This is a genomic window from Rasiella sp. SM2506 (assembly GCF_050859505.1).
Taxonomy (GTDB): domain Bacteria; phylum Bacteroidota; class Bacteroidia; order Flavobacteriales; family Flavobacteriaceae; genus Marinirhabdus.
Window position 1 is genome coordinate 1,225,705 of the sequence record NZ_CP193934.1, and the last position, 25,530, is coordinate 1,251,234.

Sequence of the window (25,530 nt, forward strand, 5' to 3'; positions counted from 1 at the left end):
ACTGAAAACCCTATGATTTTTAGCGGTTTATCTTTAAGTAAAAACAATTGCGGCCATAATCTATTACAGCTCTATACCTTTTAAGTAGATCGGCTCCAATAATTCCATCAATGGCTTTTTCACTGGCTTGGGCTAGTGCTTCATTTACATGTGAAAGGTCAAAAAGTATAAAATCGGTTTCAGTTAAACTAAGCTTTTTCACAGAAAACATATTATTGCGCGCTATTTGGGTTTCCATATTGATGGCTCCGGCACCCGCTGCTTTTATTTCGCTGTCTTCATTGAGCAAAGAAAACTGTTCAATCCTATCTATACCAATACAACTGGTAGAAGCCCCAGTATCTAGGATAAAGCTACCTTTACAATTATTTATTTTTGCGGTAAACTTATAATGTCCTGTAGCAAGTTTTGTAAGAGGAATTCTGTAAAATCCGGTATCTTCTAAAAATATACGTAACGTAGTCAACTGTTTTTTTGTAAAGATAGGGAACAAAGTAAGTGGTTTACACTTTTTATTTGGAACCTAAAATGTATGTTTTTTTGATTTTATACAATAGTTTTTTTGAAAAATAGCAATAGCTACGGAAGCTAAAAATTATAAAATTGAGGTGGAAAATAGTTTACCCTGTTACAAACGGCTTTAAATTTTTAGATAAAAGAAAAAATTTAAACCAATTCAATATGTAGTTTTGCAACTATGTTGACAGATACTCATACACATCTCTATAGTGACGCTTTTAATGAAGACCAAAAAGAAATGATGCAACGCGCAAAGGATGCAGGCGTGACCCGGTTTTTTATTCCCGCAATAGACTCAGGCACTACTCAGGCTATGTATCAATTAGAGAAAGACTTTCCAGAAGAAGTTTTCCTAATGATGGGATTGCATCCTACTTCGGTTAAAGAAAATTACAGAGCCGAATTAACACATATAAAAGAGCAATTTAAAAAACGAAATTTTTATGCCGTAGGTGAAATTGGAATCGATTTATATTGGGATAAAAGCACGTTGGAAATCCAGCAAATTGCTTTTAGAGAACAAATTCAGCTGGCAAAAAAATATCAACTTCCCATCGTGATTCATTGTCGTGATGCCTTTGACGAAATTTTTGAAGTTTTAGAAACGGAGAAAGATGCAAATCTCTTTGGTATTTTTCATTGCTTCACAGGTACTTTGGAACAAGCCCATAAGGCGATAGGCTTCAATATGAAGTTGGGAATTGGTGGGGTAGCCACCTTCAAAAACGGAAAAATTGATACGTTTTTAAATCAAATTGATTTAAAACACATTGTGCTAGAGACCGATTCGCCGTATCTTTCGCCCGCACCCTTCCGCGGAAAGCGTAATGAGAGCAGTTACCTAGCTTTAGTGTGTAAGAAAGTAGCACAAATTTATAATCTTTCAGAAGAAGATGTAGCAAACGTTACAACCCAAAATTCCAAAGAAGTTTTTGGAATTTAAATGACAATTGAAACTGTATGACCGAAGTACCTAAAATACTACTTATATATACTGGCGGAACCATTGGTATGATTAAAGATTTTGAAACTGGCGCGTTACGTAATTTCAATTTCGGTGAGTTACTGCAACACATTCCAGAATTAAAATTGCTGGATTGTGAGATAGACACTACCAGTTTTGAGACTCCCATAGATAGTTCTAATATGAACCCAGCCTATTGGGCGCAAATTGTTTTGCTCATTGAAGAAAATTACACTGATTTTGATGGTTTTGTAGTATTACATGGTAGTGATACCATGTCCTACACTGCGTCTGCATTAAGTTTTATGCTGGAAAATTTAAGCAAGCCAGTAATTTTTACAGGATCTCAATTGCCAATTGGTGACTTGAGAACCGATGCAAAGGAAAACCTAATTACCAGCATACAGATTGCTGCGTTACAGGAAAAAGGGCGTTCAAAGATTACGGAAGTCTGCCTTTATTTTGAATACAAACTATACAGAGCAAACCGAACCACAAAAATTAATGCAGAACATTTTGAGGCTTTTGCTTCTTTAAATTATCCAGCCCTGGTAGAAAGCGGCGTTCATCTTCAGGTAAATACCAGTGCGCTTTATGTCCCCAACAGACGAAAAAAGTTTATAGCCCATACAACTATGTCAAACGGAATAGTTTTATTGAAAATGTTCCCAGGGATAGACCAGTCTACCATTGAACACATATTAGGGTATAAAAATTTAAAAGGACTCATCCTGGAAACCTATGGTAGTGGAAATACGACAACAGAGCCATGGTTTACAACAGCATTAAAAGAGGTGATAAAAAAAGGGATTCCGGTTGTAAACGTTACCCAGTGCTCTGGCGGGAGTGTAGCCATGGGAATATATGAAACCAGCACAGCATTAAAAAAAATGGGAGTAATTTCAGGGAAAGATTGTACTACCGAAGCTGCATTAACCAAATTAATGTACTTGCTGGGACGTGAAATATCCACAAGTAGTTTTAAAACACTGTTTGAAACTTCTTTGCGAGGAGAACTATCGTAAATTTGTGTGTTATTTTCATTCTGAAATTTTAAAAATACCGTTATTTGCACCCTGAAAAGAATTTAGGGTTCCAAAGTTTGGTTTTAAATCTTTAACATTGAACTTTGAATAGGTAAAGAGAGGTGGCCGAGTGGCTTAAGGCGCACGCTTGGAAAGCGTGTATACGGCAACGTATCGAGGGTTCGAATCCCTTCCTCTCTGCAAAAGGAAACCAGCAACGTGAGTTGCTGGTTTTTTATTTCAAGAATAAAGCCGAGCAAGCTCGAAGTTTTATTCTTGAAATAAAAAACCCAAGCCCCTTTTCGGGCTTGTTGGTTTCTATGATTGTTCAAGATTTCCAAATTGGGATCAACACCAGTTAATCCAACCAATCCCCTAAGCTCGAAGTTTTATTCTTGAAATAAAAAACCCAAGCCCCTTTTCGGGCTTGTTGGTTTCTATGATTGTTCAAGATTTCCAAATTGGGATCAACGCAAGTTAATGCTGTAAGAAGCATTCTTCTTGAAATAAAACAAAACCCGCCTTTCCGTAAATTTTAAAGGACTACTAAGTATTAGTGAAGCGTAGTTCCTTTCAATAAAAGTATTGTTTCATCCGTTTTTTTTCAAGTTTGTGTCATTTTATCTCTATAATGGAATACAATTTTTTTGGCGGGAACCTATAAAAGCAGTACTTTTCAAGTCCGTTTTCGCTTTTAGGCATATATTTAAGAGTAATTGAGGCAAAAAAACAACACATATTCTGAAATCGTAAATTTATATCCGCTGAAATACAAGTGTTTATTAGCGAGAGGCAAATTTAATGTTGCAGAATACCATAATAATTTTATATCTTTAAACCTTTAACTAAAAACAAACTTTAAGTCGATAGCAATGAAAAAATTATTTTCAATTATGGCAATTGCCGCACTAGTTTTTGCGGGATCGTTAAATGCAAACGCAACTGTAGCTAATACTACACCAACCAGCGTGCAACAATTAACTCAGGCAGCTACAGTAACCTTCGTTCAAGAAGATGACACAGCGGGAGACACAGATGACCGTGGATGGCATCAAAAATTAAAAGAACGTTTTGTAGAAGGTGGTCCAGAATTTATGGGGATTGTACTTCTTTGTTTGATTCTAGGATTAGCAATTGCTATCGAAAGAATTATTTACCTTAACCTTTCTACAACCAATACACAAAAACTTGCTCAAGACGTAGAAGATGCCCTTAATAGTGGTGGTATTGAAGCTGCAAAAGAGGTTTGTAGAAATACAAAAGGACCTGTTGCTTCTATTTACTATCAAGGACTTGATCGTGCAGACGAGAGTATCGATGCTGCAGAGAAAGCAGTTGTTGCTTACGGAGGTGTACAAATGGGACAACTAGAGAAAAACGTATCTTGGATTTCGTTATTTATCGCTTTGGCACCAATGCTTGGTTTCATGGGTACGGTAATTGGGATGATCTTAGCGTTTGATAAAATTGCAGCAGCGGGTGATATGAACCCTTCACTGGTAGCAGGAGGTATTAAAGTAGCACTTTTAACAACCGTATTTGGTTTGATTGTAGCTATTATACTTCAGATTTTTTACAACTATATCATTGCAAAAATTGACCGTATTGTAAACAGTATGGAAGATGCATCTATTACTTTAATAGATATGTTAGTTGACTACAAAAACAGAAAATAATTTAAAACACACCATATAATTATGGCTTTACATAAAATTTTTAAAATCATAGGAATCGTTCTGGGACTTCTAGGAGTTGTTTGTATGGCAATGCTATTGTCTGGAAACGAGTCTGCACAGGATTGGTTAATGTACGTTGGGTACCTTGTCTTTGCTGTAACAGTAGTGATGGTACTAGTGTTCGTCCTAAAAGGAGTTTTTGAAGGCGACATAAAGAAAACATTGATTTCGGTAGGAGTATTTGCTGCTGTTATTATCGTATCTTATGTGTTGGCAGATAGCACCCCAATGCAACTTCCAGATGATGGAGGTATGACTTCAGAATCTGGCTCGAAGTGGGTAGGAACTGGGCTTTATACCTTTTATATTTTGGCAGTAGTTGCTGTTGGATTAATGGTATTTAGCGGATTCAAAAAAATAACAAATAAATAATGGCAAGAAGAGCAACACCAGAAGTTAATGCTGGGTCTATGGCAGACATTGCATTCCTATTACTTATCTTTTTCTTGGTAACAACTACCATCGAAAAGGATAAAGGAATTGCACGTCAGTTACCACCTAAGCAAGACGAAAATGTGCCGCCACCACCACTTAAGCAGAAGAATATCTTTATAGTGAGTGTGAACCAAAATGATCAGTTATTGGTTGAAGAAGAGCTCATGGAGCTAAAAGACCTTAAGAAAGCAGCTATAGAATTTTTGGACAATGGGGGAGCACCCTCAGGAAGTGCAGAATACTGTAACCACTGTAAAGGTAAAAGAGATCCAAGTTCTTCAGATAATCCAGACAAAGCAGTTATATCTGTTCAGAACGATCGATTAACTTCATACAGGATGTATATCGCCGTTCAAAACGAATTGGTAGGTGCTTATAATGAACTTCGTAATAGAGAATCTGTACGTCTTTTTGGACCTAACTTTGTGTATACAGATGTTAAAAATTCTATTAATGAAGGTAAATATCAAGGAAATATAGAGACAGCCCAAGATAAGCTTGAGCAAGTCCAGAACTTGTTCCCATTGAAACTTTCTGAAGCCGAACCTAAGAAACGAGGCGAATAAAACTTAGAAGAATATGTCAAAATTTAAAAAGAAAAAAGGCGGCGAAATACCAGCCGTAAATACAGCATCATTACCAGATATTGTATTTATGCTGTTATTCTTCTTTATGGTTGTAACGGTACTTCGTAACAATGAATTAATGATTAAGAACGTGTTGCCAAAAGCAAACGAAGTTGAAAAACTTAAGAAAGATCGTTCCGTATTCATTTATGCCGGGGAGCCTAGTAAACAATATCAAACTAAGTTTGGTACTGAAGGAAAGATTCAAATTGGTGATAAATTTACCGATGTTTCTAGCCTTCAATTTGCCTTAACAGAAGCCCGTGAAAAACTACGTCCTGAATTACAGGATAGAGTGGTAGTTGCTTTAAAGGTAGATAAAGAAACCAATACTGGTTTGGTTACCGATATTAAAGAAGAATTGAGAGATTTAAATATGGTAAAGATTATTTATATAACAGCTCCAGGAACCGAGTTGGATAATAAATAATTTTCCAAACATACTTTTAAAAACGCCTTGAAATACTTCAAGGCGTTTTTTTTTGGCTCTATCCAGTTATATTGCTTGAAATTTAGAATTATAGTTTTATATCCTAATTGGAAAACGCAAAATTAGGGTGTAATTAATCCACTCCCTATTTTTTAAGGGCTATACTTTTTTAAGTAAAAAGAAAAAGTCAAGATGAGTCCTATGTTATATTTTGAAATAAAACTATCTTTAGGGCTATGCTTGGAATCAAACAACTTGTATTATTTTTAATAGTATGTATACTAGGGCCATTTGCCCTGGCACAGGATAATGACAGTATTTCCAATGAGAATAAAGAAACATTAGGGGCCAAGCTACAACTCAAAAAAGAGAAAGATACTATAGGCGATCTCAAGTACAGAGAAGATCAATTTTATTTAGGAGTAACCTATAACCTTCTTTCCAGTGTTCCTTCAGCGGTAAATCTTCGAGGACTTTCTGGTGGAATTCATTTTGGATTTCTTCGTGATATGCCCATAAATAAACGCCGTAATATAGCCGTAGCTGTGGGTGCAGGACTAAGCTTTGATGCTTACGGGAATACGTTGTTTGTGGGAGAAACTCCAGAAGACGAAACTATTTTTACTATCCTTACCAACGATGACTATGTGTTTAACTTTAATAGATTTAGTACCGCTGTAATTGAAGCGCCCATAGAGCTGCGCTGGAGAAGTTCTACACCTACTAAGTATGGCTTTTGGAGAGTGTATGCCGGTTTTAGAGTGGGCTATGCGTATTGGTACAAAGCGAGGTTTAAGCAAGACGGAAATGAAGTAACACAAACCGATATTCCAGAATTTAATCAAACCCGTTTGGCAGCTACATTAAGTTTTGGCTATAATAAGGTAAATTTTTATGCGTACTATAGTATAAATCCTTTCTTTGACGGTGCTGTCACCACCAACACGCAGGAACCCGTAGAATTTAGAACTATTAAACTGGGAATACTCTTCTATATATTATAACCAGAAAGTAACCAAAAGTAATTGTGGCATTAAACCTATAAAGAACCCGCCTATGAGTTCAGGATAGGTGTGTGATTTTGTATGCAATCTAGAAGATGCTACCCAGCCATTTCCTATAAAGAAAATACACAGCCAAACGAGCATGTTTATTTTAAAATGTACGCTTAACACAATTAAAAACATAGTGACACCTGCAATGCCCATTTGGTGAAGACTTACCTTAAACTTAAGAAACGCCAAAATTAAAGCACTCATTCCAGAAAAAAGTATCCCCACAAAAAAATAATACATTTCCGGACTGTCTATAGGATCAAAAACAAGTTTTATAATTAGTACTAACAGCACACATTGAATCGCTAGAGGTACCTTTCTCTCTTTTACTTCTTCGAGATGAATGGAGCTAATGGTGCCTAAATTTCGTAAGAGGAAAAAGGTGACAACGGGAATACAAATGGTTATAATAGCAACCGCTATGAGTCTGGATTGTAGTAAACCAGGCTCAATATATCTGGGTGTAACTACAAAGTATAGTAATGCACCCAAAAATGGCATAAGCAATGGGTGTAATACGTATGCGCCAATGCGTAAAAAGTAGTTCATTAAAGTTCTTTTCGGAGTCTGGCTACTGGAATGTCCAATTGTTCTCTATATTTTGCAACCGTTCTACGGGCAATAGGATATCCTTTTTCTTTTAAAATCTTGGCTAACTTATCGTCTGTTAATGGTTTTTTCTTACTTTCTTCACCAATAGTAATTTCTAAGATTTTCTTAATTTCTCTGGTTGAAACATCTTCGCCCTGGTCATTTTTCATAGACTCACTAAAAAATTCCTTAATGAGTTTGGTTCCGTAAGGCGTATCTACATATTTACTATTCGCAACACGAGAAACAGTTGAAACATCCATATGGATCTTGTCTGCTATGTCTTTTAAGATCATTGGTTTTAAATTACGCTCATCTCCTGTCAAGAAATATTCTTCTTGATGATGCATAATAGAATTCATCGTGACAAATAATGTTTGTTGACGCTGTTTTATAGCATCTATAAACCATTTGGCCGCGTCCAGTTTCTGCTTAATAAACATCACCGCGTCTTTTTGTGATCTCGATTTTTCTTTAGAAGCTTTATACCCTTTCAACATATTAGAATACTCGCGGGATACGTGTAGCTCTGGCGCGTTTCTTCCATTTAGAGTAAGGTCGAGTTCACCATCTACAATTCTAATAGCAAAATCTGGAACTACGTGCTCTACCATTCGGGTATTTCCGGAGTAAGCGCCGCCAGGTTTTGGGTTTAGGCTTTCTATTTCGTGGATAGCTTCCCGGAGTTCGTCTTCTGTAATATTAAATTTCTGAATAAGCTTACTGTAATGCTTTTTTATAAAATGGTCGAAAGCATCATCTATAATTTCAATCGCTAAAGAAACTGAATTTGAAGGATTTCTTCGGTATAACTGAAGTAACAAGCATTCCTGCAAATCGCGAGCGCCAACACCGGCTGGATCTAAGTCTTGTACAATTTCTAGTATTTTTTCAATCTTTTCTACGGTAGTATACACGTTTTGTGTAAATGCCAAATCATCTAGGATATCGGCTATTTCCCTGCGTATATACCCGCTTTCATCAACACTTCCCACCAAGAATTTGGCAATTTCTGCCTCTTCCTCGTCAAACCGAAACGTGTTTAATTGAGTCAACAAAAATTGATTAAAGGAAGTTCCTGAAGCGTATGGCGTTTGTTTGTCCTCGTCGTCTGCGCTGTAATTGTTAGCAGAAAGCTTATAACTTGGCGTTTCGTCGTCGCTTAAATAATCGTCTACATTAATATCGGTTTCAATTACATCGTTATCATTTTCGTACTCATCTTCGTTATTAAATTCATCGTCCAACTTGTCTTCATCTTCTTTGCCACCTTCCAATGCTGGGTTCTCATTCATCTCTTGCGAAATACGTTGCTCAAAAGCCTGCGTAGGCAATTGTATCAACTTCATCAACTGTATTTGCTGAGGCGATAGTTTCTGAGAAAGTTTAAAATTTAATTGTTGTTTAAGCATAGTCTGTAACTGAACTATAAAAATAGAAAAAACCCTTCACATCAAGCGATACCGAAGGGTTTTTAATATAAGGTTGTGATATTATATTTTTCATTTTGAAAAATATAGCTGAATTTTCGTTCATCCCAGCCTTAAAGAAAGCGAAAATCTATACATAGGCACTATAATTCTGTAAGCTGCTCCTCTTTTAGAGCCTGTTCCGTGCACGTAGCGAGAGGGTAGGGGATTAAAAAGAAGCATTTCCAGGAGTTCTTGGATAAGGAATAACATCTCTAATATTCCCCATACCCGTAACAAATAATACCAAACGCTCAAAACCAAGTCCGAACCCACTATGCACACAGGTCCCAAATTTTCTTAAGTCTAAGTACCAGTGCAATTCTTCTTCGCTAATATCCATAGCAGCCATTTTCTCTTTTAGGACATCATAGCGCTCTTCACGCTGACTCCCACCAACAATCTCTCCAATACCTGGAAACAATACGTCCATAGCGCGTACGGTCTTTCCATCGTCGTTTAAACGCATGTAGAATGCTTTGATTTTTGCAGGATAATCGAACAAAATTACGGGGCATTTAAAATGTTTCTCCACTAAGAAACGTTCGTGCTCACTTTGTAGATCGGCTCCCCACTCCTCAATTAAATATTTAAATTTTTTCTTCTGATTCGGTTTACTGCGTTTTAAGATATCAATCGCTTCGGTATAACTTACCCGCTTAAAATTATTTTCTATTACAAATTTCAGCTTGTCACGCAACGTCATTTCGCTTCTTTCGGCTTGTGGTTTGCTTTTTTCCTCTTCTAATAAACGGTTTTCCAGAAATTCCAGATCGTCGGCGCAATTGTCCAGGGCGTAGGTTACCACGTATTTTATAAAATCTTCGGCAAGATCCATGTTGTCTGCCAGGTCGTTAAAGGCTACTTCCGGCTCTATCATCCAGAATTCGGCTAAGTGACGACTCGTATTGCTATTTTCGGCTCTAAATGTTGGGCCAAAGGTGTATACCTTTCCTAATCCCATGGCAAACGTTTCGGCTTCTAACTGCCCGCTCACCGTAAGATTGGTTTCTTTCTCAAAAAAATCTTCTTTATAATTTACGCTTCCGTCTTCATTTAATGGTGCGTTTTTAAGATCGAAGTTGGTTACTTTAAACATTTCCCCGGCACCTTCGGCATCACTTCCTGTGATGATTGGGGTGTGCATATTATAAAATCCGTTTTTCTGAAAATACTCGTGAATGGCAAAAGACAACTTAGACCGTACGCGCATAATGGCGCCAAAGGTGTTGGTGCGTACGCGTAGATGTGCTTGCTCACGTAATTTTTCTAAGCTATGACGCTTAGGAGAAAGGATGGTCAGCTTCACCTCTTCAGGATCTGCTTTTCCTAAAACATCAACTGCTGAAACTTGAATTTCAACTTTTTGTCCTTGTCCCAGACTTTCAACTAAAGTTCCTTTTACTTCAATAGCGGCACCAACGGTAATCGTATTGAGCACCTCTTCGTCAAAATTTTCAAAATCTACAACACACTGTATGTTGTGTAGGGTAGAACCGTCGTTTAGGGCAATAAACCGATTGCTTCTAAAAGCACGTACCCAACCGCGGGCGGTTACTTCGGTTAAAGAAGGTTCTTGTTGTAGGAGGTGTGCAATGTCTGTTGCTTTCATAGTCTTGCTATTATTGAAGGGCAAATATAAATGTATAAATTCGGAATTCGGAATTCAGAATTCAGAATTTTCATTGGGATGTGGTAAGTAGATTTTTTATTGAAAAGTAACTTCTGGTTCCTACGATTTCGATTTTAAAATTTGTAGGTTGTTACGTATCTTCCTCTGGTATTTCTTCGGCTTCTAAAATTTGTAGGGCTGGTTTTTTGAAGGTTTTCTTGTTGGCAATTTCTTTTTCCAACGAAAGTAATAACGCTGGCAACAACAATAAATTCGCCAACATGGCAAATACGAGCGTTACTGAAACCAAAGCTCCTAAGGCTACCGTTCCTCCAAAACTTGAAATGGTAAATACCGAAAACCCAAAAAACAGCACAATAGAAGTATAAAACATACTCACGCCAGTTTCCCGAAGTGCCGCATAGACCGATTTCTTAATTTTCCAATTATTTGCAATGAGTTCTTGTCTGTACTTAGCCAAAAAGTGAATGGTATCGTCCACCGAAATACCAAACGCGATGCTAAACACCAAAATAGTGGACGGTTTTATAGGAACGCCCAAAAAGCCCATCAATCCAGCTGTGATGATTAGTGGCAATAAGTTAGGCAATAAGGAAACCAGAATCATTTTAAAACTTCGGAACATCCACGCCATAAAAAGCGCAATGAGTAGGATGGCTAGTGACAAAGAAATTACAAGGTTGTTCACTAAATACTTGGTGCCTTTTTGAAAGACCAATGCTTTCCCTGTCATTGTAACCTCGTAACGGTCGCTGGGGAAAAGCTTCTCTATTTTTGTTTTTATGTCTTCTTCCAGCCTGTCGTAGCGTTCGGTTTCGGTGTCTTTCATAAAGACGGTGATACGGGCGTATTGGCCTGTAGTATCTACATAACTAGACAGTAAATTGGTGCTTTTGGCACTGTTTTTTGCGTAGGACAGTATAAAAGTTCGTTCTTGGCTATTGGGCAATTGATAATATTCTGGATTGCCGTTGTAATAGGCTTGTTTGCTATATTTCACCAAATCTACTACCGATAGTGGTTTGGAAAATTCGGGAATTTCTTCTAGGTATTCCTGTAGCTCGTCCATTCTTTTTAAGGTGGCAAGTTTCATCACTCCTTTTTTACGTTTGGTATCTACCAAAATTTCTAGTGGCATAATGCCTTCGTATTCTTTTTCGAAGAATTTAATGTCTTCGAAAAATGCCTCGCCTTTTGGCATGTCTTCAATTATACTTCCTGAAATTTTAATTTGAAACATCCCGATAATACTTCCGCAGAGCAAGAGAATAGAAGCGATAAAAATGGCAATACGATGCTCGCGAACCATACGCTCTGTCCAATCCACAAAAGCGCCAATCCATCGCTTGTTTAAGTGCTTAAGGTGCTTGGTTTTTGGCACGCTCATATAACTGTACACAATTGGAATTATGAACAAGCTGAGTAAGAAAATGCAGATAATATTTATGGAAGCTACAATTCCAAACTCGCTCAACAACTTGCTATTGGTCAAGATAAAGGTAGCAAAACCTGATGCTGTGGTCACATTCGTCATTAAGGTAGCGTTCCCCACTTTGGCAATTACCCGTTGTAACGATTTTGCCTGATTCCCATGAAGTTGTATTTCCTGTTGGTATTTATTAATAAGGAAAATACAGTTCGGAATACCAATTACAATAATAAGTGGTGGGATTAAAGCCGTAAGTACGGTGATTTCATATTTCAGCAAGCCTAGAATCCCAAAAGCCCAAATTACTCCAACAATCACAGTGATCATAGAGATAAAGGTGGCTCTAAAACTTCTAAAAAAGAAAAAGAATATGAGCGAAGTGACGAGCAATGCAGCACCGATAAATTTTCCAATTTCATCAATAATGTTTTGAGAATTGAGGGTACGTATATACGGCATTCCTGAGGTGTGCACATTAATTCCCGTTTCCTCCTCAAAATTTTCGATGGCGGGAATGAGATCTTCAACAATAAAATCGCGACGTAGTGCCGTGTTTATAATGTCTTTTTTAAGATAGATTGCTGTGCGAACGCCTTGTTTATTGGGACTATACACCAAACCTTTATAAAACGGAAGTTTATTAAAAAGCTCGTATTTGTAATCTTTTAAAGCTTCTTCGGAAAGAATGCTGTCTTGTATAAACGGTACGAGTGCAAAACTTGTAGAATCCTGTACTTTCTTCAGCTTTTTTAAATCGCCTACGGAAAGGGTGAGATCTACTGCTTCGTAAGTTTTCAGCTTACTTGAAAGCGCTGTCCAGGCTTTAAAATTCTTTGGGGTAAAGAGCGTAGAATCTTTTACGCCCATAATAATGAGGTTGCCTTCTTCACCAAACTTATCCAGAAACTTATTGTACTCTACATTTACTACGTGGTCGTCTGGGAGTAGGTTGGCTTCGGTGTAGGTAAAACGCATATACTGCCACTGCGTTATCATAAAAATAGTGATGGCGGCAATTACTATGAGAAGTAACGTTCTGTTTCTAAGGATAAACCGAGCCACGGCGCTCCAAAAACCAATGCTAAAAAGTTTGTTCAAGTAGTTGCGTTTTCAATAGGAACAAATGTAGTGAATAGGTGTGGGTTATCACAAAGGTTGGGGAGGGGAAGTTTTTTCAGATTAAAACTTCGCATAAAACGTAAACTTTATACTTACGTTATCCTCAAAATCTGGAAGGTTATAGAAACCATAACGATAAGCTGCGCTTAGTCCAAAACCAAAAATCAATTTATTAAGTTCAAAACCAGATTCGTTATATACTTGGTCCAGCGTGTTAAATGGAAGTCCAAAGTGGTTTTCGGGATTTTTAAAATCCCCCAAGGCGTGACGGGTAACGATAACTAGCTCTGGCTTAAAACGTTCTGCAATATAAAAGCGTCTTAAACTGTGTCTTACTTGAAGCGTTACTAATTGATCCGAGAAAAACTCGCCAAAATACATGGTCTCAAAACTACGGCGGCCGGCTACGGAGAAACGTTGTAAAATTTCATCTTTTGTAGGACTGTTAGGGTAGGCGTGGTACAAATGTGTTAATGGGACATCGCCAATAGCGTAATCTCCTTCCAGTAAAAAGTTGGTGGAAGAGAGGTCGGTTCTTTTTATGTAGTAATCCAATTTTAGGCCAAATTTAGTGTAGGTAAAATCACTTTTAGTAATGCCTTTTATGCCTTGGGTTATTTGTGCGCTAATCTTTGGGAAACCGTCAAAATATTCCACACGACCATCGTCAGTAGTGATAAAGTTAGTTTTTGGACTTATACGGAAGGAGGCGGTAACTTCAGCCAACTCATAATTGTTGTAAAAAACACCGTCATTAAAAAACTGATAACTTTCTATTTGCTCAATACGGCTTCTGGAGACGCGTACTTCGGCTAATATCTTTTCATAAAATTCGGCTTGCACATTGGCTTGCCAGGTGCGTTCTTTATAAAATTGAGTTACGTTTACCAGGCGAGGTTCAAAAACCGAATACACCCGGCTATCGGTCAAAAAATCAAATTTTCCAATTTCCTGGATATCATCTTTATAGTACAGATTAAACCAGGTTTTATATTTTTTGTCCAGACGAATACTTCCCCCAGCACTAAATTTAATATCACGATCTTTAAATCCACGAGCAAAGTACCCGCCAATTTTGAAACGGTCAGAAAACCTATCATTAGTTACACCACCAACACCTAATCGTAGCCCTTCGTAGTTATTAAATTTTATAATATAGCGTAAGTCAATATCAAAAAAACCAACGGGATAAAAACCTGTATTAAACGGATTGGATTTTTCTTCTGCTTTTGTTGAAGTAGTGTCTTTTTCGGTTTGTATAGTGGGCTCTTGCGCAAAAATTGCCAAGGAGAATAATACTAAAAATAGCAGTAGGAAACCGCGCATACGTAAGAAGAAATTAGAAAAAGCGAAAGTAAAAAGAAAGCGGCTTAAAGGCCGCTTGTTTGTGTTTTGTTTAACGTATATGGGCAGTTACACCGTCATGATTTCCTTTTCTTTCTTAGCGAAAATAGTATCTATTTTCTCAATATGGGAGTCGGTCATTTTTTGAACATCTATCTCCAAATTAGCTTTCATATCGTCTGAAATATCTAATTTTTTAATTTCGTTATTAGCATTTTTACGATCATTACGTACACCAACTTTTGCTTCTTCAGCTTCAGCTTTCGCTTGTTTTGCTAATTCTGCACGCCTTTCTTCAGTTAAAGGCGGGACATTAATAATTACACTTTCACCATTACTCATAGGATTAAAGCCTATGTTGGCAAGATGAATACCTCGTTCAATTTCAGAAATCATCGCTTTTTCCCAAGGCTGGATAGAAATTGTCATCCCATCTGGGGTGCTCACATTTGCTACCTGACCCAAAGGTGTCTGGTTGCCATAGTAATTTACCATGACACTACCTACCATAGATGGCGAGGCTTTTCCGGCACGAATATTCACCAATTGTTTTTCTAAATGTTTCAAGGCTTTGTCCATCGCCTCTTTTGTTTCGTCTATAATAAATTTAATTTCGTCTTCCATGTTTACTGCCCACGAAGGTGGGTAACTTTTTTTGTTGAACTCTTAAAAGGTCATAATTCAAAAACCAGACCAATCCAAAAATAGTGATTTTTATAAAAGAAACATAAAAAAATGATAGACTATCTCTAGTCTTTCTTCTTTCAGTATAACGGTCCTTCCTCTTTCTTCTATTAAAGATTCACCTTGGTTCCTATTGTTTCACCACTAACTACTTTCATTAAATTGCCTTTGGTATTCATATCAAAAACAATAATTGGCAATTCGTTTTCCTGGCTTAAGGTAAAGGCTGTGGTATCCATTACTTTCAGCCCTTTCTTGAGTACATCCTCAAACGTAATAAAATCGAATTTTGTTGCGGTAGTATCTTTTTCAGGATCGCTGGTGTAAATTCCGTCTACGCGGGTTCCTTTCAAAATAACGTCTGCTTGTATTTCAATGGCGCGAAGTACCGCAGCACTATCTGTAGTAAAGTAGGGGTTTCCTGTTCCGCCTCCAAAAATTACCACGCGGCCTTTTTCTAGATGACGAATGGCTTTGCGGCGAATAAAAGGTTCGGCTACTTCATTAATCTTTATAGCACTTTGTAAACGGGTTGGGATATCTTCATCTTCCAATGCACTTTGCAGTGCCAGACCATTTATCACGGTTGCAAGCATTCCCATATGGTCTCCCTGTACGCGATCCATGCCGCGACTCGCACCAGCAACGCCCCGAAAAATATTTCCGCCACCAATTACGATAGCTACCTGAACGCCCAAGGCTGTAATTTCTTTTATTTCTTCTGCATATTCTTTAAGACGTTCTGGATCTATACCGTATTGACGGTTACCCATTAAGGCTTCACCACTTAATTTAAGGAGGATTCTGTTATAGTGCATAGTGAGATTTTGTTGCGCAAAAATAGTGAAAAAAGTTTTCAGTATGCAGTTGCAGTACACAGTAAATATAAAGTTGGTGTCTCGATACCATTTTCTGAAGATATAGTTGAAAGGGTTGTTAATTTTTCAAGCGGAAAACAACCAATACCTTATATTGCTACTACTATTCACACTTTTGGAATTGGACATAAAAAAATCCGTTCCCAGAAAATCTGAAAACGGATTTATATATTTAAGCCACTGCAAACTGCAAACTGCAAACTGCAAACTGCAACTGGCTACTGAAAACTTAATTAGGCTAAAGTAACTCTCTTAAATCCAACTACTTCAACACCTTGGTCTGCTACGTAGTCTGCAACAGATTTCTTATCGTCCATAATGTAGTTTTGGTCTAAAAGACACTGCTCTTGGTCTAAAGAAGTATTGTCACTAATGTAACGTTCCATTTTACCAGGAAGGATTTTATCCCAGATCTGTTCTGGTTTCCCTTCCGCTTTCAATTGCTCTTTTGCTTCCGTTTCTGCTGCGGCCATAGCCTCTTCAGTCAATTGTGCTCTGGAAATAAATTGAGGAACATTTTTAAGGGTTTTCCCCAAACGTCCTAATTCAATATTATCTTTTTCAATAACAGCAATTCTTGCTTCCGTTTCCGAAGCTACAAAAGCAGCATCAAAATCTTTGTAAGATAAGGTTGTAGCTCCCATAGAAGCTACTTGCATAGAAACATTCTTAGCAACTTCTTCAGCATTGTCGATAGCTTTTGAAAGTCCGGTTAAGGCTCCAATTTTGTTACCGTGGATATACGTTCCTACGAAAGGCGCTTCCAGGATTTCAAAACCACCGATTTCAATTTTCTCACCAATCACACCGGTTTGCTCAATCAATTTCTCTGCAACGGTCATGCCGCCAAAATCTGAAGCCAATAATTCTTCTTTAGAATTTACGTTGATGGCGATATCGGCAACTTTTTGTGCCAATTCTTTATAAGAATCGTTTTTTGATACGAAATCTGTCTCACAGTTTACTGAAACGACAACACCTCTTGTATTCGCATCGTTTATTTTTGAAACAACAGCCCCTTCACTAGAGTCACGGTCTGCTCTTTTTTCAGCAATTTTTTGTCCTTTTTTTCTAAGGATGCTTATTGCTTCTTCCATATTACCTTCTGCCTCAACCAATGCCTTTTTACAGTCCATCATACCAGCTCCGGTCTTTTTTCTTAATTCGTTTACTTCTGCGGCGGTTACTTTTACCATCGTTTTTTATTTTTTATTGCGAATGCTTCGCACTCGCATTATTTATTATTAGTTACTAAAAAAAGTCGTCGCAAATTTCAATTATAGAAATGAACCTGACGACTTTTTAATTTTATGAAATGATTCCATTAAACCGTAGTGCTACAACTGCAGACTGCTACTGTATACTGAAATCTACTCTTCTTCTTTTGTTAAACCAGCTTTTTCCATGGTCTCAGACTTAGACTCAAGTACAGCAGATTCGGTAGCGTCTTTCTTTGCTTTGGCATCGCTTGTGCTCACAGTAGGGGCTCCTGAAACTGAAGTTGCTTCTACAGCAACTCTTTTCTTTTTAGGCTTATCTGCCTTGTCAGTTTTTGCTTCTTTTTTCTTTTTTGGAGCTTCCTGATCATCTTCGTCTTTTCCAGATTTACGCTCAGCAAGTCCAGCTGCTACAGCATCGGTCACGCTAGTGATAATCTTCTCGATAGACTTAGATGCATCATCGTTTGATGGGATAGCATAATCAATCTCGCGAGGATCGCTATTGGTATCTACCATAGCAAAGATTGGAATGTTCAATTTTTTAGCTTCTTTTACTGCGATGTGCTCACGTGTAGTATCTACAATAAATAAGGCACCTGGAAGGCGGCTCATTTCGCTAATAGAACCTAAGTTCTTTTCTAGCTTCGCTCTTAAACGGTCTACTGCCAAACGCTCTTTCTTAGAAAGGGTCATGAAAGTTCCATCTTGCTTCATTCTATCAATAGAAGCCATTTTCTTAACGGCTTTTCTAATCGTTATAAAGTTGGTTAACATACCACCTGGCCATCTTTCTGTGATGTAAGGCATGTTTACATTTTTTACTTTTTCTGCAACGATGTCTTTTGCTTGCTTCTTAGTAGCTACAAAAAGAATTTTACGACCGCTAGCTGCAATCTTAGCCAAAGCTTCGTTAGCCTCTGCTAGTTTTGCAGTAGTCTTATAAAGATTAATAATGTGGATACCGTTACGCTCCATATAGATATACGGGGCCATGTTTGGGTTCCATTTTCTGGTAAGGTGTCCAAAGTGTACACCTGCGTCAAGGAGTTCCTTAACTTGCTTGTTGTCTGCCATTTTGTTTTTAGTTTACGTTCTGTAAGTTAGATAGCAATCTGTCCTTCAGTTTTTCTGAATTATTTGATTTAGATGCTAAACTAGTTGTCCCACCCGGCAAAGAGCGGGACCAACAGCTTATTAATAATTGTATTTGTATGAACTTTCCATTAAACTGTCGCACCGCATTTATTGCGGTGCCGCAACAGGTGCGGCACGACAGTTTAATAAGATAAAAATTAACGCTTAGAGAACTGGAATTTCTTACGGGCTTTTTTCTGTCCGAATTTCTTACGTTCAACCATACGTGGGTCTCTTGTAAGTAATCCTTCGGGCTTCAATAGGCCTCTGTTCTCATCATTCAACGTACACATAGCACGTGAAATTGCCAAGCGAATGGCTTCTGCCTGACCAGTAATACCACCACCAAATACATTAACAGTAATATCGAAAGTCTCTTCGTTACCTGTTATTTGTAATGGCTGCTTTACTTTGTATTGTAAGGTTGCAGTAGTAAAATACTTGTTTAATTCGCGCTTGTTGATAGTGATGTCCCCTTTTCCTTCGGAAAGGTATACACGTGCAACAGCGGTCTTTCTTCTACCAATTTTGTGAATTGTCTCCATTACTTGTTGTCGTTAAGGTTAATTACTCTGGGTTTTTGTGCTTCTTGTCCGTGATTGTCGTCTGAGTAAACTTTTAGATTTCTGAAAATTGCAGCGCCTAATTTATTTTTAGGTAGCATTCCTTTTACAGATTTTTCTATAAGTCTAGCAGGGTCTTTCCCGAATAATTCTCTAGCAGTTAAAGAACGCTGTCCACCAGGATACCCCGTGTGACGTATGTACTCTTTAGATTCCCATTTGTTCCCTGATAACTGGATTTTGGCAGCATTCGTAACAATTACGTTGTCGCCACAATCTACGTGTGGAGTAAAACTTGGTTTGTGTTTTCCGCGAAGTAATTTAGCAACTTCGCTTGCAAGACGACCCAATGTTTGGCCGTCCGCATCCACCAACAACCACTCTTTAGTAACGGTTGCCTTATTGGCAGATACTGTTTTGTAACTCAATGTGTCCATTTCGTTCTTTGTGTAAATAGTTAATAATTCATTGTTTTCACCCGTCCAAACGGAATTTTTCCGCTTTTTGAGGGGTGCAAATGTAGTACTATTTATTTGAAAAACAAGGTGTGGACACTTATTTTTGATTGAAATTAAGCCAGGGTAATAATTAGGTCATCTTGCATCACTAAAGTTCCTTCCTGTAACGATACAGACTTTACTTTACCACTGCTCAATGCCAGCACAGTACTCTCCATTTTCATAGCTTCCAAAACAAATAAAGGATCGTTGGCTTTTACCTCTTGTCCCTTTTTTACCAGTATTTTATAAAGCATCCCTTGCAGGGGAGCGCCATATTGGTTAGTATCTTCAGCGTCAGCTTTTACGTTTTGTACTTTTTTTACGTCAATAGAAGTGTCCTTAATTTCTACGAAACGGTTTTCACCATTTACGGAGAAGAACACAATCCTAAAGCCATCATCATTTGGGATTCCTACCGAAAGTAACTTCACAGCAATCGTCTTCCCAGGCTCCAGTTCAATCATGGTCTCCTCCCGAAGTTTCATAGGGTAGAAGAAATTTTTGGTCGATAAAATCGCCGTACTTCCAAATAGCTTATATTTCTCGTGCGCTGCTTCAAAAACACGCGGGTACAGACTATAACTTAAAAAATCTTCAAACTCAATAGGTCTGCTGAAGCCTTTCTGAAATTTCTTTTTAAAGACCTTAAACTCTTCCTCAAAATCTATAGGCGTTAAATGCGCATTTGGTCTGTCGGTATAGGGTTTGCTGCCTTTTAAAATAATTTTCTGAAGTTGCTTCGGAAAGCCACCCAATGGTTGTCCCAGATCTCCTTTGAAAAAATTAATAACAGATTCTGGAAACGAAATGGTTTCACCGCGTTTCATCACATCTTCTGGCGTCAAGTTATTGGTAACCATAAAAATCGCCATATCACCTACTACTTTACTACTAGGTGTTACTTTTACTAGGTTTCCGAAGAGCGCATTTACCTGCTCATACATTTTTTTCACTTCGCTGAAACGGTCGCCTAATCCTAAAGCTTCAGCCTGCGGACGTAAATTTGAATACTGCCCACCAGGAATTTCATGCTGATACACTTCCGCAGTACCCGCTTTTAGATCCGATTCAAACGGATAGTAATATTCCCGAACGTCTTCCCAATAATTGGAAAACTGATTCAGCTTCGGCATATCAAAATCGTTGGCGCGTTCTTGACCTTTCATCATTTCAACCACAGAGTTAAAATTAGGCTGCGAGGTAAGTCCCGAAAGTCCGCCCAAAGCAACATCTACCACATCCACACCTGCTTCAATTGCTTTTAAATAGGTGGCAGATTGTATGGAAGAAGTATCGTGGGTGTGTAAATGCAATGGAATGTTCACCGTGTCTTTTAAGGCGCCAATCAATTCGGTAGCTGCATACGGTTTCAGCAATCCGGCCATATCTTTTATAGCGATGATGTGTGCGCCCGCATTTTCAAGGTCTTTGGCTAATTGCGTATAGTATTTTAAGGTGTATTTTGTTTCATTAGGATCTAAAATATCTCCTGTGTAGCTTATGGCAGCTTCAGCCAGTCCGCCTGTTTTGTTGCGCACGTAGTTAATGCTTGGCGCCATGGCTTTCACCCAGTTCAACGAGTCGAATATTCTGAAAATATCTATCCCGTTTTCCCAGGATGTTTCAATAAATTTTTCAATTAAATTGTCTGGATATGCTTTGTAACCCACGCCATTACTTCCGCGTAATAGCATCTGGAATAAGATGTTCGGCATTAATTTTCGCAGTTCACGAAGGCGCGTCCAGGGACTTTCGTTTAAAAACCGAAGACATACATCAAAAGTAGCGCCTCCCCACATTTCAATACTGAAGGTGTTGGGATGATTTTTCGCAAAACTTTCGGCTACATTCGTCAAGTCGTAACTACGCATTCGGGTTGCCAGCAACGATTGATGGGCGTCGCGCATGGTGGTATCGGTAAAATGAATTTTCTTTTCGGCTTTCAACCATTTTGAAAACCCGTCGGGGCCAAGTTCTGTTAGAAGGTCTTTTGTTCCCTTCGGAAAAGCGGCGTTTGGATCGAATGCTGGAACAATGGGCGTGCGGAATTTTTTATTTTCGTCTACAAACTTCACATCTGGATTTCCGTTTACGATTACTTCGCCTAGATAATTAGTAATTTTAGTGGTTCGATCCTGCGGCATTTTAATATCAAAAAGCGCGGGTGTATTCCCAATAAAGTTCACCGAGGCTTTTCCCTCTTTAAAGGTGTCATGCTGAATTACATTCTGAAGAAAATGAATGTTAGTCTTCACACCACGAATCCTAAATTCTTTTAAAGCGCGCGTCATTTTTCGAACAGCACCATCCAGCGTGCGTCCGTGTGCCGAAACTTTTACCAGCATAGAATCGAAAAACGGACTCACACTATACGACTGGTAAATACTCCCGGCATCCAATCGAATCCCCATTCCCGAGGCGCTTCGATAGGTAGTGATGGTACCGTAATCTGGTGTAAAATTATTGGCGGGATCTTCGGTCGTTAGTCTGCATTGTATCGCAAACCCATAGGTGCGTAAAGAATCTTGATCGTAAATTTTAATCTGTTCGTCATCTAGTTTGTAGCCACCAGCGACAAATATTTGTGTTTTTATAAGGTCAATTCCTGTGACCATTTCAGTCACGGTATGCTCCACTTGAATACGCGGATTTACCTCGATAAAATAAACGTGATCGTCTTTATCTACTAAAAATTCTACGGTACCTACATTGTTGTAACTCACTTCTTCAGCAATCTTGACAGCGTAGGTGTACAACTGCTCCTTTACGTTGTCTGAAACATTAAAAGAAGGTGCCATTTCTACCACTTTTTGATGACGGCGTTGTACTGAACAATCCCGTTCGTATAAATGACGGATATTCCCGTGATTATCGGCTACTAGCTGAACTTCCAGGTGCTTAGGTTCTTCTACATATTTTTCCAAAAACATAGTATCGTCCCCAAATGCATTCAGGGATTCACTTTTTGCCGAAGTGAAATTGTTTTCCAAATCTTCTGCAGAGCGAATTATACGCATCCCACGGCCACCGCCGCCTGAGGCTGCTTTCAGCATGACGGGATAGCTAATTTTCTCCGCTTCGGAAAGCGCTACTTTTAAACTGGTAAGTTTCTTGGTGTTGCTTTGAATAATAGGAACGTTGCATTTTTTTGCAATTTTCTTAGCAGTAATTTTATCACCTAAAGCATCCATTACTTCAGGATCTGGACCAATAAAAATAATTCCGTTTTCAGCACACTTACGAGCAAAGTCGGAATTTTCAGATAGAAAACCATAGCCAGGATGGATGGCATCTACATTTTTAGATTTAGCTAAGGCAATAATGGCATCGCTATCCAGGTACGGCTTTAGCGGTTGGTCGTTTGCGCCAATCTGGTAGGCCTCATCTGCCTTGTAGCGGTGTTGCGAGTAGCGATCTTCGAAGGTATAGATAGCAACAGTTTGTAGATTAATTTCGGTACACGCGCGAAATACACGGATGGCGATTTCGCCACGATTGGCAACAAGGACTTTTTTAATTTTCATGATACTGAATTAAGATTGCTTAAAGGTACAAAATTTGTTATGCGTGCATAGTAAATTTTACAAAAGAATTTATAATTGCTATTAAAATGTGACTTATAAAAAAGGATTCTCAGTTTCATAGTTTCGAACAATAAAATCTAAAGCACTATCCAAAATTTCACCCATATTCTTCGCTTTTTTAAAGTTAATATCGCCTGTTAATTCTAACAATCCTTTCCGCAGTTGTTTCATTTTTTCTAGAGGGGAAAGGGTGTCGTTTTTCATACAGACTAATAATTCATTTAAGCGTTTTTTTTCACTGGTGGCTCGTTTCGCCAACAGAGAACGTTCCTCGCGCTTGTACTGTTCAATGGAGGCATCTTTTAATACTTGGGACGTTAATTGTACCAATATGTTGTTTTCTTTCAAAAACTGTGGTTTGTACACTTTTTGGTTGCCTTCATACGATTGCTGGTCAAAATCTATAGCGCGGATTCGGTATTGGATTCTGTCAAAATCGTTAGTAAGCACCATCACGTAATTGTAGGAGCGCATATCGCCTAGCAATCGTACAAAACAGCGTTCGTTAAATTTCACAAATTCTTTTGCAATTTCCCGCTTGTCCTGGTCTGAACATAACTCTAAGTGATGTTCAATAAAATCGTCTCCCGGGATGCCCGAAATGTGTTCTTCAATCAGTGTATTTCCGTGCACCAAAAAGTTAATATGATTTGGGGATAGTAAATGCTCTAATTCCAAACCATAAATTCGTGAAGCATCTGCTTTTTTTATATAAAGGAAAATGTAGTTGTCATTTAAAATATTTCGAACCTTGATTCGAAAAGGCTTTGAATTTCCGAAGGTGCAAAAATCGATGCTGTCAATATTCAAATAGGGTAACAAGGCATCGGATCCATCGGAATGTAGGATGGAGTACATGCGTTTTAAACTTTCTTCAATCTCCTGGGTTTCAAATTCAGAATAATATACTTGTATCCAAAGCGTGTCAGTACCCCGGGCGTCAAACACAGAAACCGAACCCTGAAAACGCAACAAATCGTCATAATAAATAGGAATTTTTATGTTCCGTGCGTATTTGGTCAAGTATGCTGAAAGTTGTTCAGATATTGGATACGCAGGTTTTTTCTTGGAAATTAATTTTTTCATAATACGACTTCGGTAGGCTAAAGATACGGAGTTTTAAAACGGATTGTATTGTAGGATAATAACAATGTCTCCCTGTATCTCGGCGAGACTCTGTGTACAATTATTACGCAGAGATCCACGGAGATAAACGTAAGGGATGCTAAAAGGGTGCAGTTTTTATATCTTTATGCTTAGAAAATATACATATGATTCTTCCCCCAAACCTAAAACCAGGCGACACCGTAGGCATTCTCGCCACCGCCAGAAAAATAACCGAAACTGAATTACAGCCATTTCTTTCGCTACTGAAAGAATGGCAACTACAACCCCTGTTAGGGAAAAGTATTGGCGCTGTGGACAATCAATTTGCAGGGAATGATGCCTTGCGTACCCAAGATTTTCAGGAAATGCTAGACAACCCAAAAGTAAAAGCTATTTGGTGCGCTCGTGGGGGTTATGGAACGGTACGGATGATAGATGGATTGGATTTTTCAGCCTTTAAAAAAAATCCTAAATGGGTTATTGGGTACAGTGATGTAACGGTTTTGCATAATACACTTTATAATTTGGGAGTGGCAAGCCTACACGCCCAGATGGGATTAGAAATCGAACAAAAAACCGAAGCGACACGAAAGACTATTTATGATGTACTCTTCGGAAAAAGTTACAAAATTGAATATACTTCCGAAGGAAATTTAAATCGGATTGGAACCGCAGAAGGCGAATTGGTTGGTGGGAATCTTTCGGTTTTGTCGTCATTATTAGGAAGTCCTTCAGCAATAGAAACAAAAGGGAAAATCCTCTTTCTGGAAGATCTGGATGAATATCTATACCACATAGATCGAATGATTCAAAACCTAAAACGCAACGGACTTTTTTCAGAATTAAAAGGGCTAATCATTGGTGGCATGTCTCAAATGAACGACAATGCCATTCCTTTCGGTAAAACTGCTGAAGAAATTATCTGGGATGCGGTTAAGGAATATGAGTATCCAGTCTGTTTCCATGTTCCTGCGGGACATATAAAGGATAATAGGGCGCTACTACTAGGAAGTGATGTTGAACTTTCAGTTTCAGCAAAAAAGGTAACTTTACAATTCAACAATCTGAAATCGTAAAGCTACAATCGTATATCAACCATGGCAGACCACAACGAACTTGGTGCACTAGGCGAAGTGCTCGCGACACAATTCCTATTGCGGGAGGGCTATACTATTTTGGAACGTAATTGGACCTTTCAGAAAGCCGAGTTGGATATTATTGCGCAAAAGGAGGAAGAGACCATCGTGTTTGTAGAAGTAAAAACCCGAAACAGTGCTTTTTTTGGCGATCCTCAAAGCTTTGTAACCCCTGCAAAAATTAAGTTATTGGTGAAAGCAGCTAACGAATATTTAATAGAAAACGAGCTCCCACAAGAAGCCCGTTTTGATATTATTGCCGTCCTCAAAAACAGTAAAGAAGAGCGCATAGAGCATTTTGAGAATGCTTTTTATCATTTTTAACCTCCGCCTTCGCGGAGGTTAAAAT

23 protein-coding genes and 1 tRNA gene are annotated in these 25,530 nt (G+C 38.3%); 10 read left to right on the top strand and 14 right to left on the bottom strand.

What is annotated here, in order from left to right; translation table 11 throughout:
- Window positions 1-19: 19 nt before the first annotated feature.
- Window positions 20-493: an aspartyl protease family protein gene (locus ACQ2HF_RS05635; protein ID WP_432412549.1), complete on the bottom strand. Its 474-nt coding sequence runs from the start codon at window positions 491-493 to the stop codon at window positions 20-22.
- Window positions 494-697: 204 nt separating this feature from the next.
- On the opposite strand from ACQ2HF_RS05635, the gene ACQ2HF_RS05640 reads away from it, so the two are divergent.
- The 8 genes from ACQ2HF_RS05640 to ACQ2HF_RS05675 all read left to right on the top strand — a co-directional run bounded on the left by ACQ2HF_RS05640 (window position 698) and on the right by ACQ2HF_RS05675 (window position 6,739).
- Window positions 698-1,462 carry a TatD family hydrolase gene (locus ACQ2HF_RS05640; protein WP_432412550.1) on the top strand — a complete coding sequence of 255 codons (765 nt, stop codon included), beginning with the start codon at window positions 698-700 and terminating at the stop codon, window positions 1,460-1,462.
- Between the two features lie 17 nt (window positions 1,463-1,479).
- On the top strand, window positions 1,480-2,508 hold the full coding sequence (locus ACQ2HF_RS05645; protein ID WP_432412551.1) for an asparaginase: 1,029 nt from the start codon (window positions 1,480-1,482) through the stop codon (window positions 2,506-2,508).
- 116 nt (window positions 2,509-2,624) lie between these two features.
- Window positions 2,625-2,709 (top strand) — tRNA-Ser (locus tag ACQ2HF_RS05650).
- Between the two features lie 671 nt (window positions 2,710-3,380).
- The gene (locus tag ACQ2HF_RS05655; protein ID WP_432412552.1) at window positions 3,381-4,184 is read left to right on the top strand and encodes a MotA/TolQ/ExbB proton channel family protein; all 804 of its coding nucleotides are present in this window, start codon (window positions 3,381-3,383) and stop codon (window positions 4,182-4,184) included.
- A 21-nt stretch (window positions 4,185-4,205) separates the two neighbouring features.
- Complete coding sequence (locus ACQ2HF_RS05660; protein ID WP_432412553.1) at window positions 4,206-4,616, top strand: hypothetical protein; 411 nt, start codon at window positions 4,206-4,208, stop codon at window positions 4,614-4,616.
- Complete coding sequence (locus ACQ2HF_RS05665; RefSeq protein WP_432412554.1) at window positions 4,616-5,245, top strand: ExbD/TolR family protein; 630 nt, start codon at window positions 4,616-4,618, stop codon at window positions 5,243-5,245. Before ACQ2HF_RS05660 ends, ACQ2HF_RS05665 begins: the two co-directional genes overlap by 1 nt.
- A gap of 13 nt (window positions 5,246-5,258) precedes the next feature.
- Entirely contained in the window at window positions 5,259-5,735 is a 477-nt protein-coding gene (locus tag ACQ2HF_RS05670) for an ExbD/TolR family protein (protein WP_432412555.1), read from the top strand.
- Between the two features lie 236 nt (window positions 5,736-5,971).
- Window positions 5,972-6,739 carry an outer membrane beta-barrel protein gene (locus tag ACQ2HF_RS05675; protein WP_432412556.1) on the top strand — a complete coding sequence of 256 codons (768 nt, stop codon included), beginning with the start codon at window positions 5,972-5,974 and terminating at the stop codon, window positions 6,737-6,739.
- Here ACQ2HF_RS05675 and ACQ2HF_RS05680 read toward each other — a convergent pair.
- The 13 genes from ACQ2HF_RS05680 to ACQ2HF_RS05740 form a co-directional block, all read right to left on the bottom strand.
- Entirely contained in the window at window positions 6,734-7,339 is a 606-nt protein-coding gene (locus ACQ2HF_RS05680) for a hypothetical protein (protein WP_432412557.1), read from the bottom strand. The genes ACQ2HF_RS05675 and ACQ2HF_RS05680 overlap by 6 nt on opposite strands.
- Entirely contained in the window at window positions 7,339-8,793 is a 1,455-nt protein-coding gene (rpoN, locus tag ACQ2HF_RS05685; protein ID WP_432412558.1) for an RNA polymerase factor sigma-54, read from the bottom strand. Before rpoN ends, ACQ2HF_RS05680 begins: the two co-directional genes overlap by 1 nt.
- Window positions 8,794-9,019: 226 nt before the next feature.
- Window positions 9,020-10,462 (bottom strand): asparagine--tRNA ligase, encoded by a 1,443-nt coding sequence (gene asnS, locus ACQ2HF_RS05690; RefSeq protein ID WP_432412559.1) that lies wholly within the window; start codon window positions 10,460-10,462, stop codon window positions 9,020-9,022.
- A gap of 151 nt (window positions 10,463-10,613) precedes the next feature.
- Window positions 10,614-13,010 (bottom strand): efflux RND transporter permease subunit, encoded by a 2,397-nt coding sequence (locus tag ACQ2HF_RS05695; RefSeq protein WP_432412560.1) that lies wholly within the window; start codon window positions 13,008-13,010, stop codon window positions 10,614-10,616.
- An 81-nt stretch (window positions 13,011-13,091) separates the two neighbouring features.
- Complete coding sequence (locus tag ACQ2HF_RS05700) at window positions 13,092-14,357, bottom strand: DUF5686 family protein (protein WP_432412561.1); 1,266 nt, start codon at window positions 14,355-14,357, stop codon at window positions 13,092-13,094.
- An 87-nt stretch (window positions 14,358-14,444) separates the two neighbouring features.
- Window positions 14,445-14,999 (bottom strand): ribosome recycling factor, encoded by a 555-nt coding sequence (frr, locus tag ACQ2HF_RS05705; RefSeq protein ID WP_432412562.1) that lies wholly within the window; start codon window positions 14,997-14,999, stop codon window positions 14,445-14,447.
- Between the two features lie 170 nt (window positions 15,000-15,169).
- Window positions 15,170-15,877 (bottom strand): UMP kinase, encoded by a 708-nt coding sequence (gene pyrH / locus ACQ2HF_RS05710; RefSeq protein WP_432412563.1) that lies wholly within the window; start codon window positions 15,875-15,877, stop codon window positions 15,170-15,172.
- A gap of 293 nt (window positions 15,878-16,170) precedes the next feature.
- A complete protein-coding gene (gene tsf, locus ACQ2HF_RS05715; protein ID WP_432412564.1) occupies window positions 16,171-17,133 on the bottom strand; it encodes a translation elongation factor Ts in 963 nt (320 codons plus the stop codon).
- A 174-nt stretch (window positions 17,134-17,307) separates the two neighbouring features.
- The gene (rpsB, locus tag ACQ2HF_RS05720) at window positions 17,308-18,231 is read right to left on the bottom strand and encodes a 30S ribosomal protein S2 (RefSeq protein ID WP_432412565.1); all 924 of its coding nucleotides are present in this window, start codon (window positions 18,229-18,231) and stop codon (window positions 17,308-17,310) included.
- Window positions 18,232-18,449: 218 nt separating this feature from the next.
- Window positions 18,450-18,836, bottom strand: coding sequence for a 30S ribosomal protein S9 (rpsI, locus tag ACQ2HF_RS05725; RefSeq protein WP_432412566.1), 387 nt, complete (start codon window positions 18,834-18,836; stop codon window positions 18,450-18,452).
- Window positions 18,836-19,291, bottom strand: coding sequence for a 50S ribosomal protein L13 (gene rplM, locus ACQ2HF_RS05730; protein ID WP_432412567.1), 456 nt, complete (start codon window positions 19,289-19,291; stop codon window positions 18,836-18,838). The genes rpsI and rplM overlap by 1 nt, the downstream gene beginning before the upstream one ends.
- A 134-nt stretch (window positions 19,292-19,425) precedes the next feature.
- The gene (locus ACQ2HF_RS05735; protein ID WP_432412568.1) at window positions 19,426-22,878 is read right to left on the bottom strand and encodes a pyruvate carboxylase; all 3,453 of its coding nucleotides are present in this window, start codon (window positions 22,876-22,878) and stop codon (window positions 19,426-19,428) included.
- A 93-nt stretch (window positions 22,879-22,971) separates the two neighbouring features.
- Window positions 22,972-24,024, bottom strand: coding sequence for a hypothetical protein (locus ACQ2HF_RS05740; protein ID WP_432412569.1), 1,053 nt, complete (start codon window positions 24,022-24,024; stop codon window positions 22,972-22,974).
- A gap of 185 nt (window positions 24,025-24,209) precedes the next feature.
- On the opposite strand from ACQ2HF_RS05740, the gene ACQ2HF_RS05745 reads away from it, so the two are divergent.
- Together ACQ2HF_RS05745 and ACQ2HF_RS05750 are read left to right on the top strand one after the other, a co-directional pair.
- On the top strand, window positions 24,210-25,121 hold the full coding sequence (locus tag ACQ2HF_RS05745) for a S66 peptidase family protein (RefSeq protein ID WP_432412570.1): 912 nt from the start codon (window positions 24,210-24,212) through the stop codon (window positions 25,119-25,121).
- Between the two features lie 21 nt (window positions 25,122-25,142).
- Window positions 25,143-25,505: a YraN family protein gene (locus ACQ2HF_RS05750; RefSeq protein ID WP_432412571.1), complete on the top strand. Its 363-nt coding sequence runs from the start codon at window positions 25,143-25,145 to the stop codon at window positions 25,503-25,505.
- Window positions 25,506-25,530: the final 25 nt, after the last annotated feature.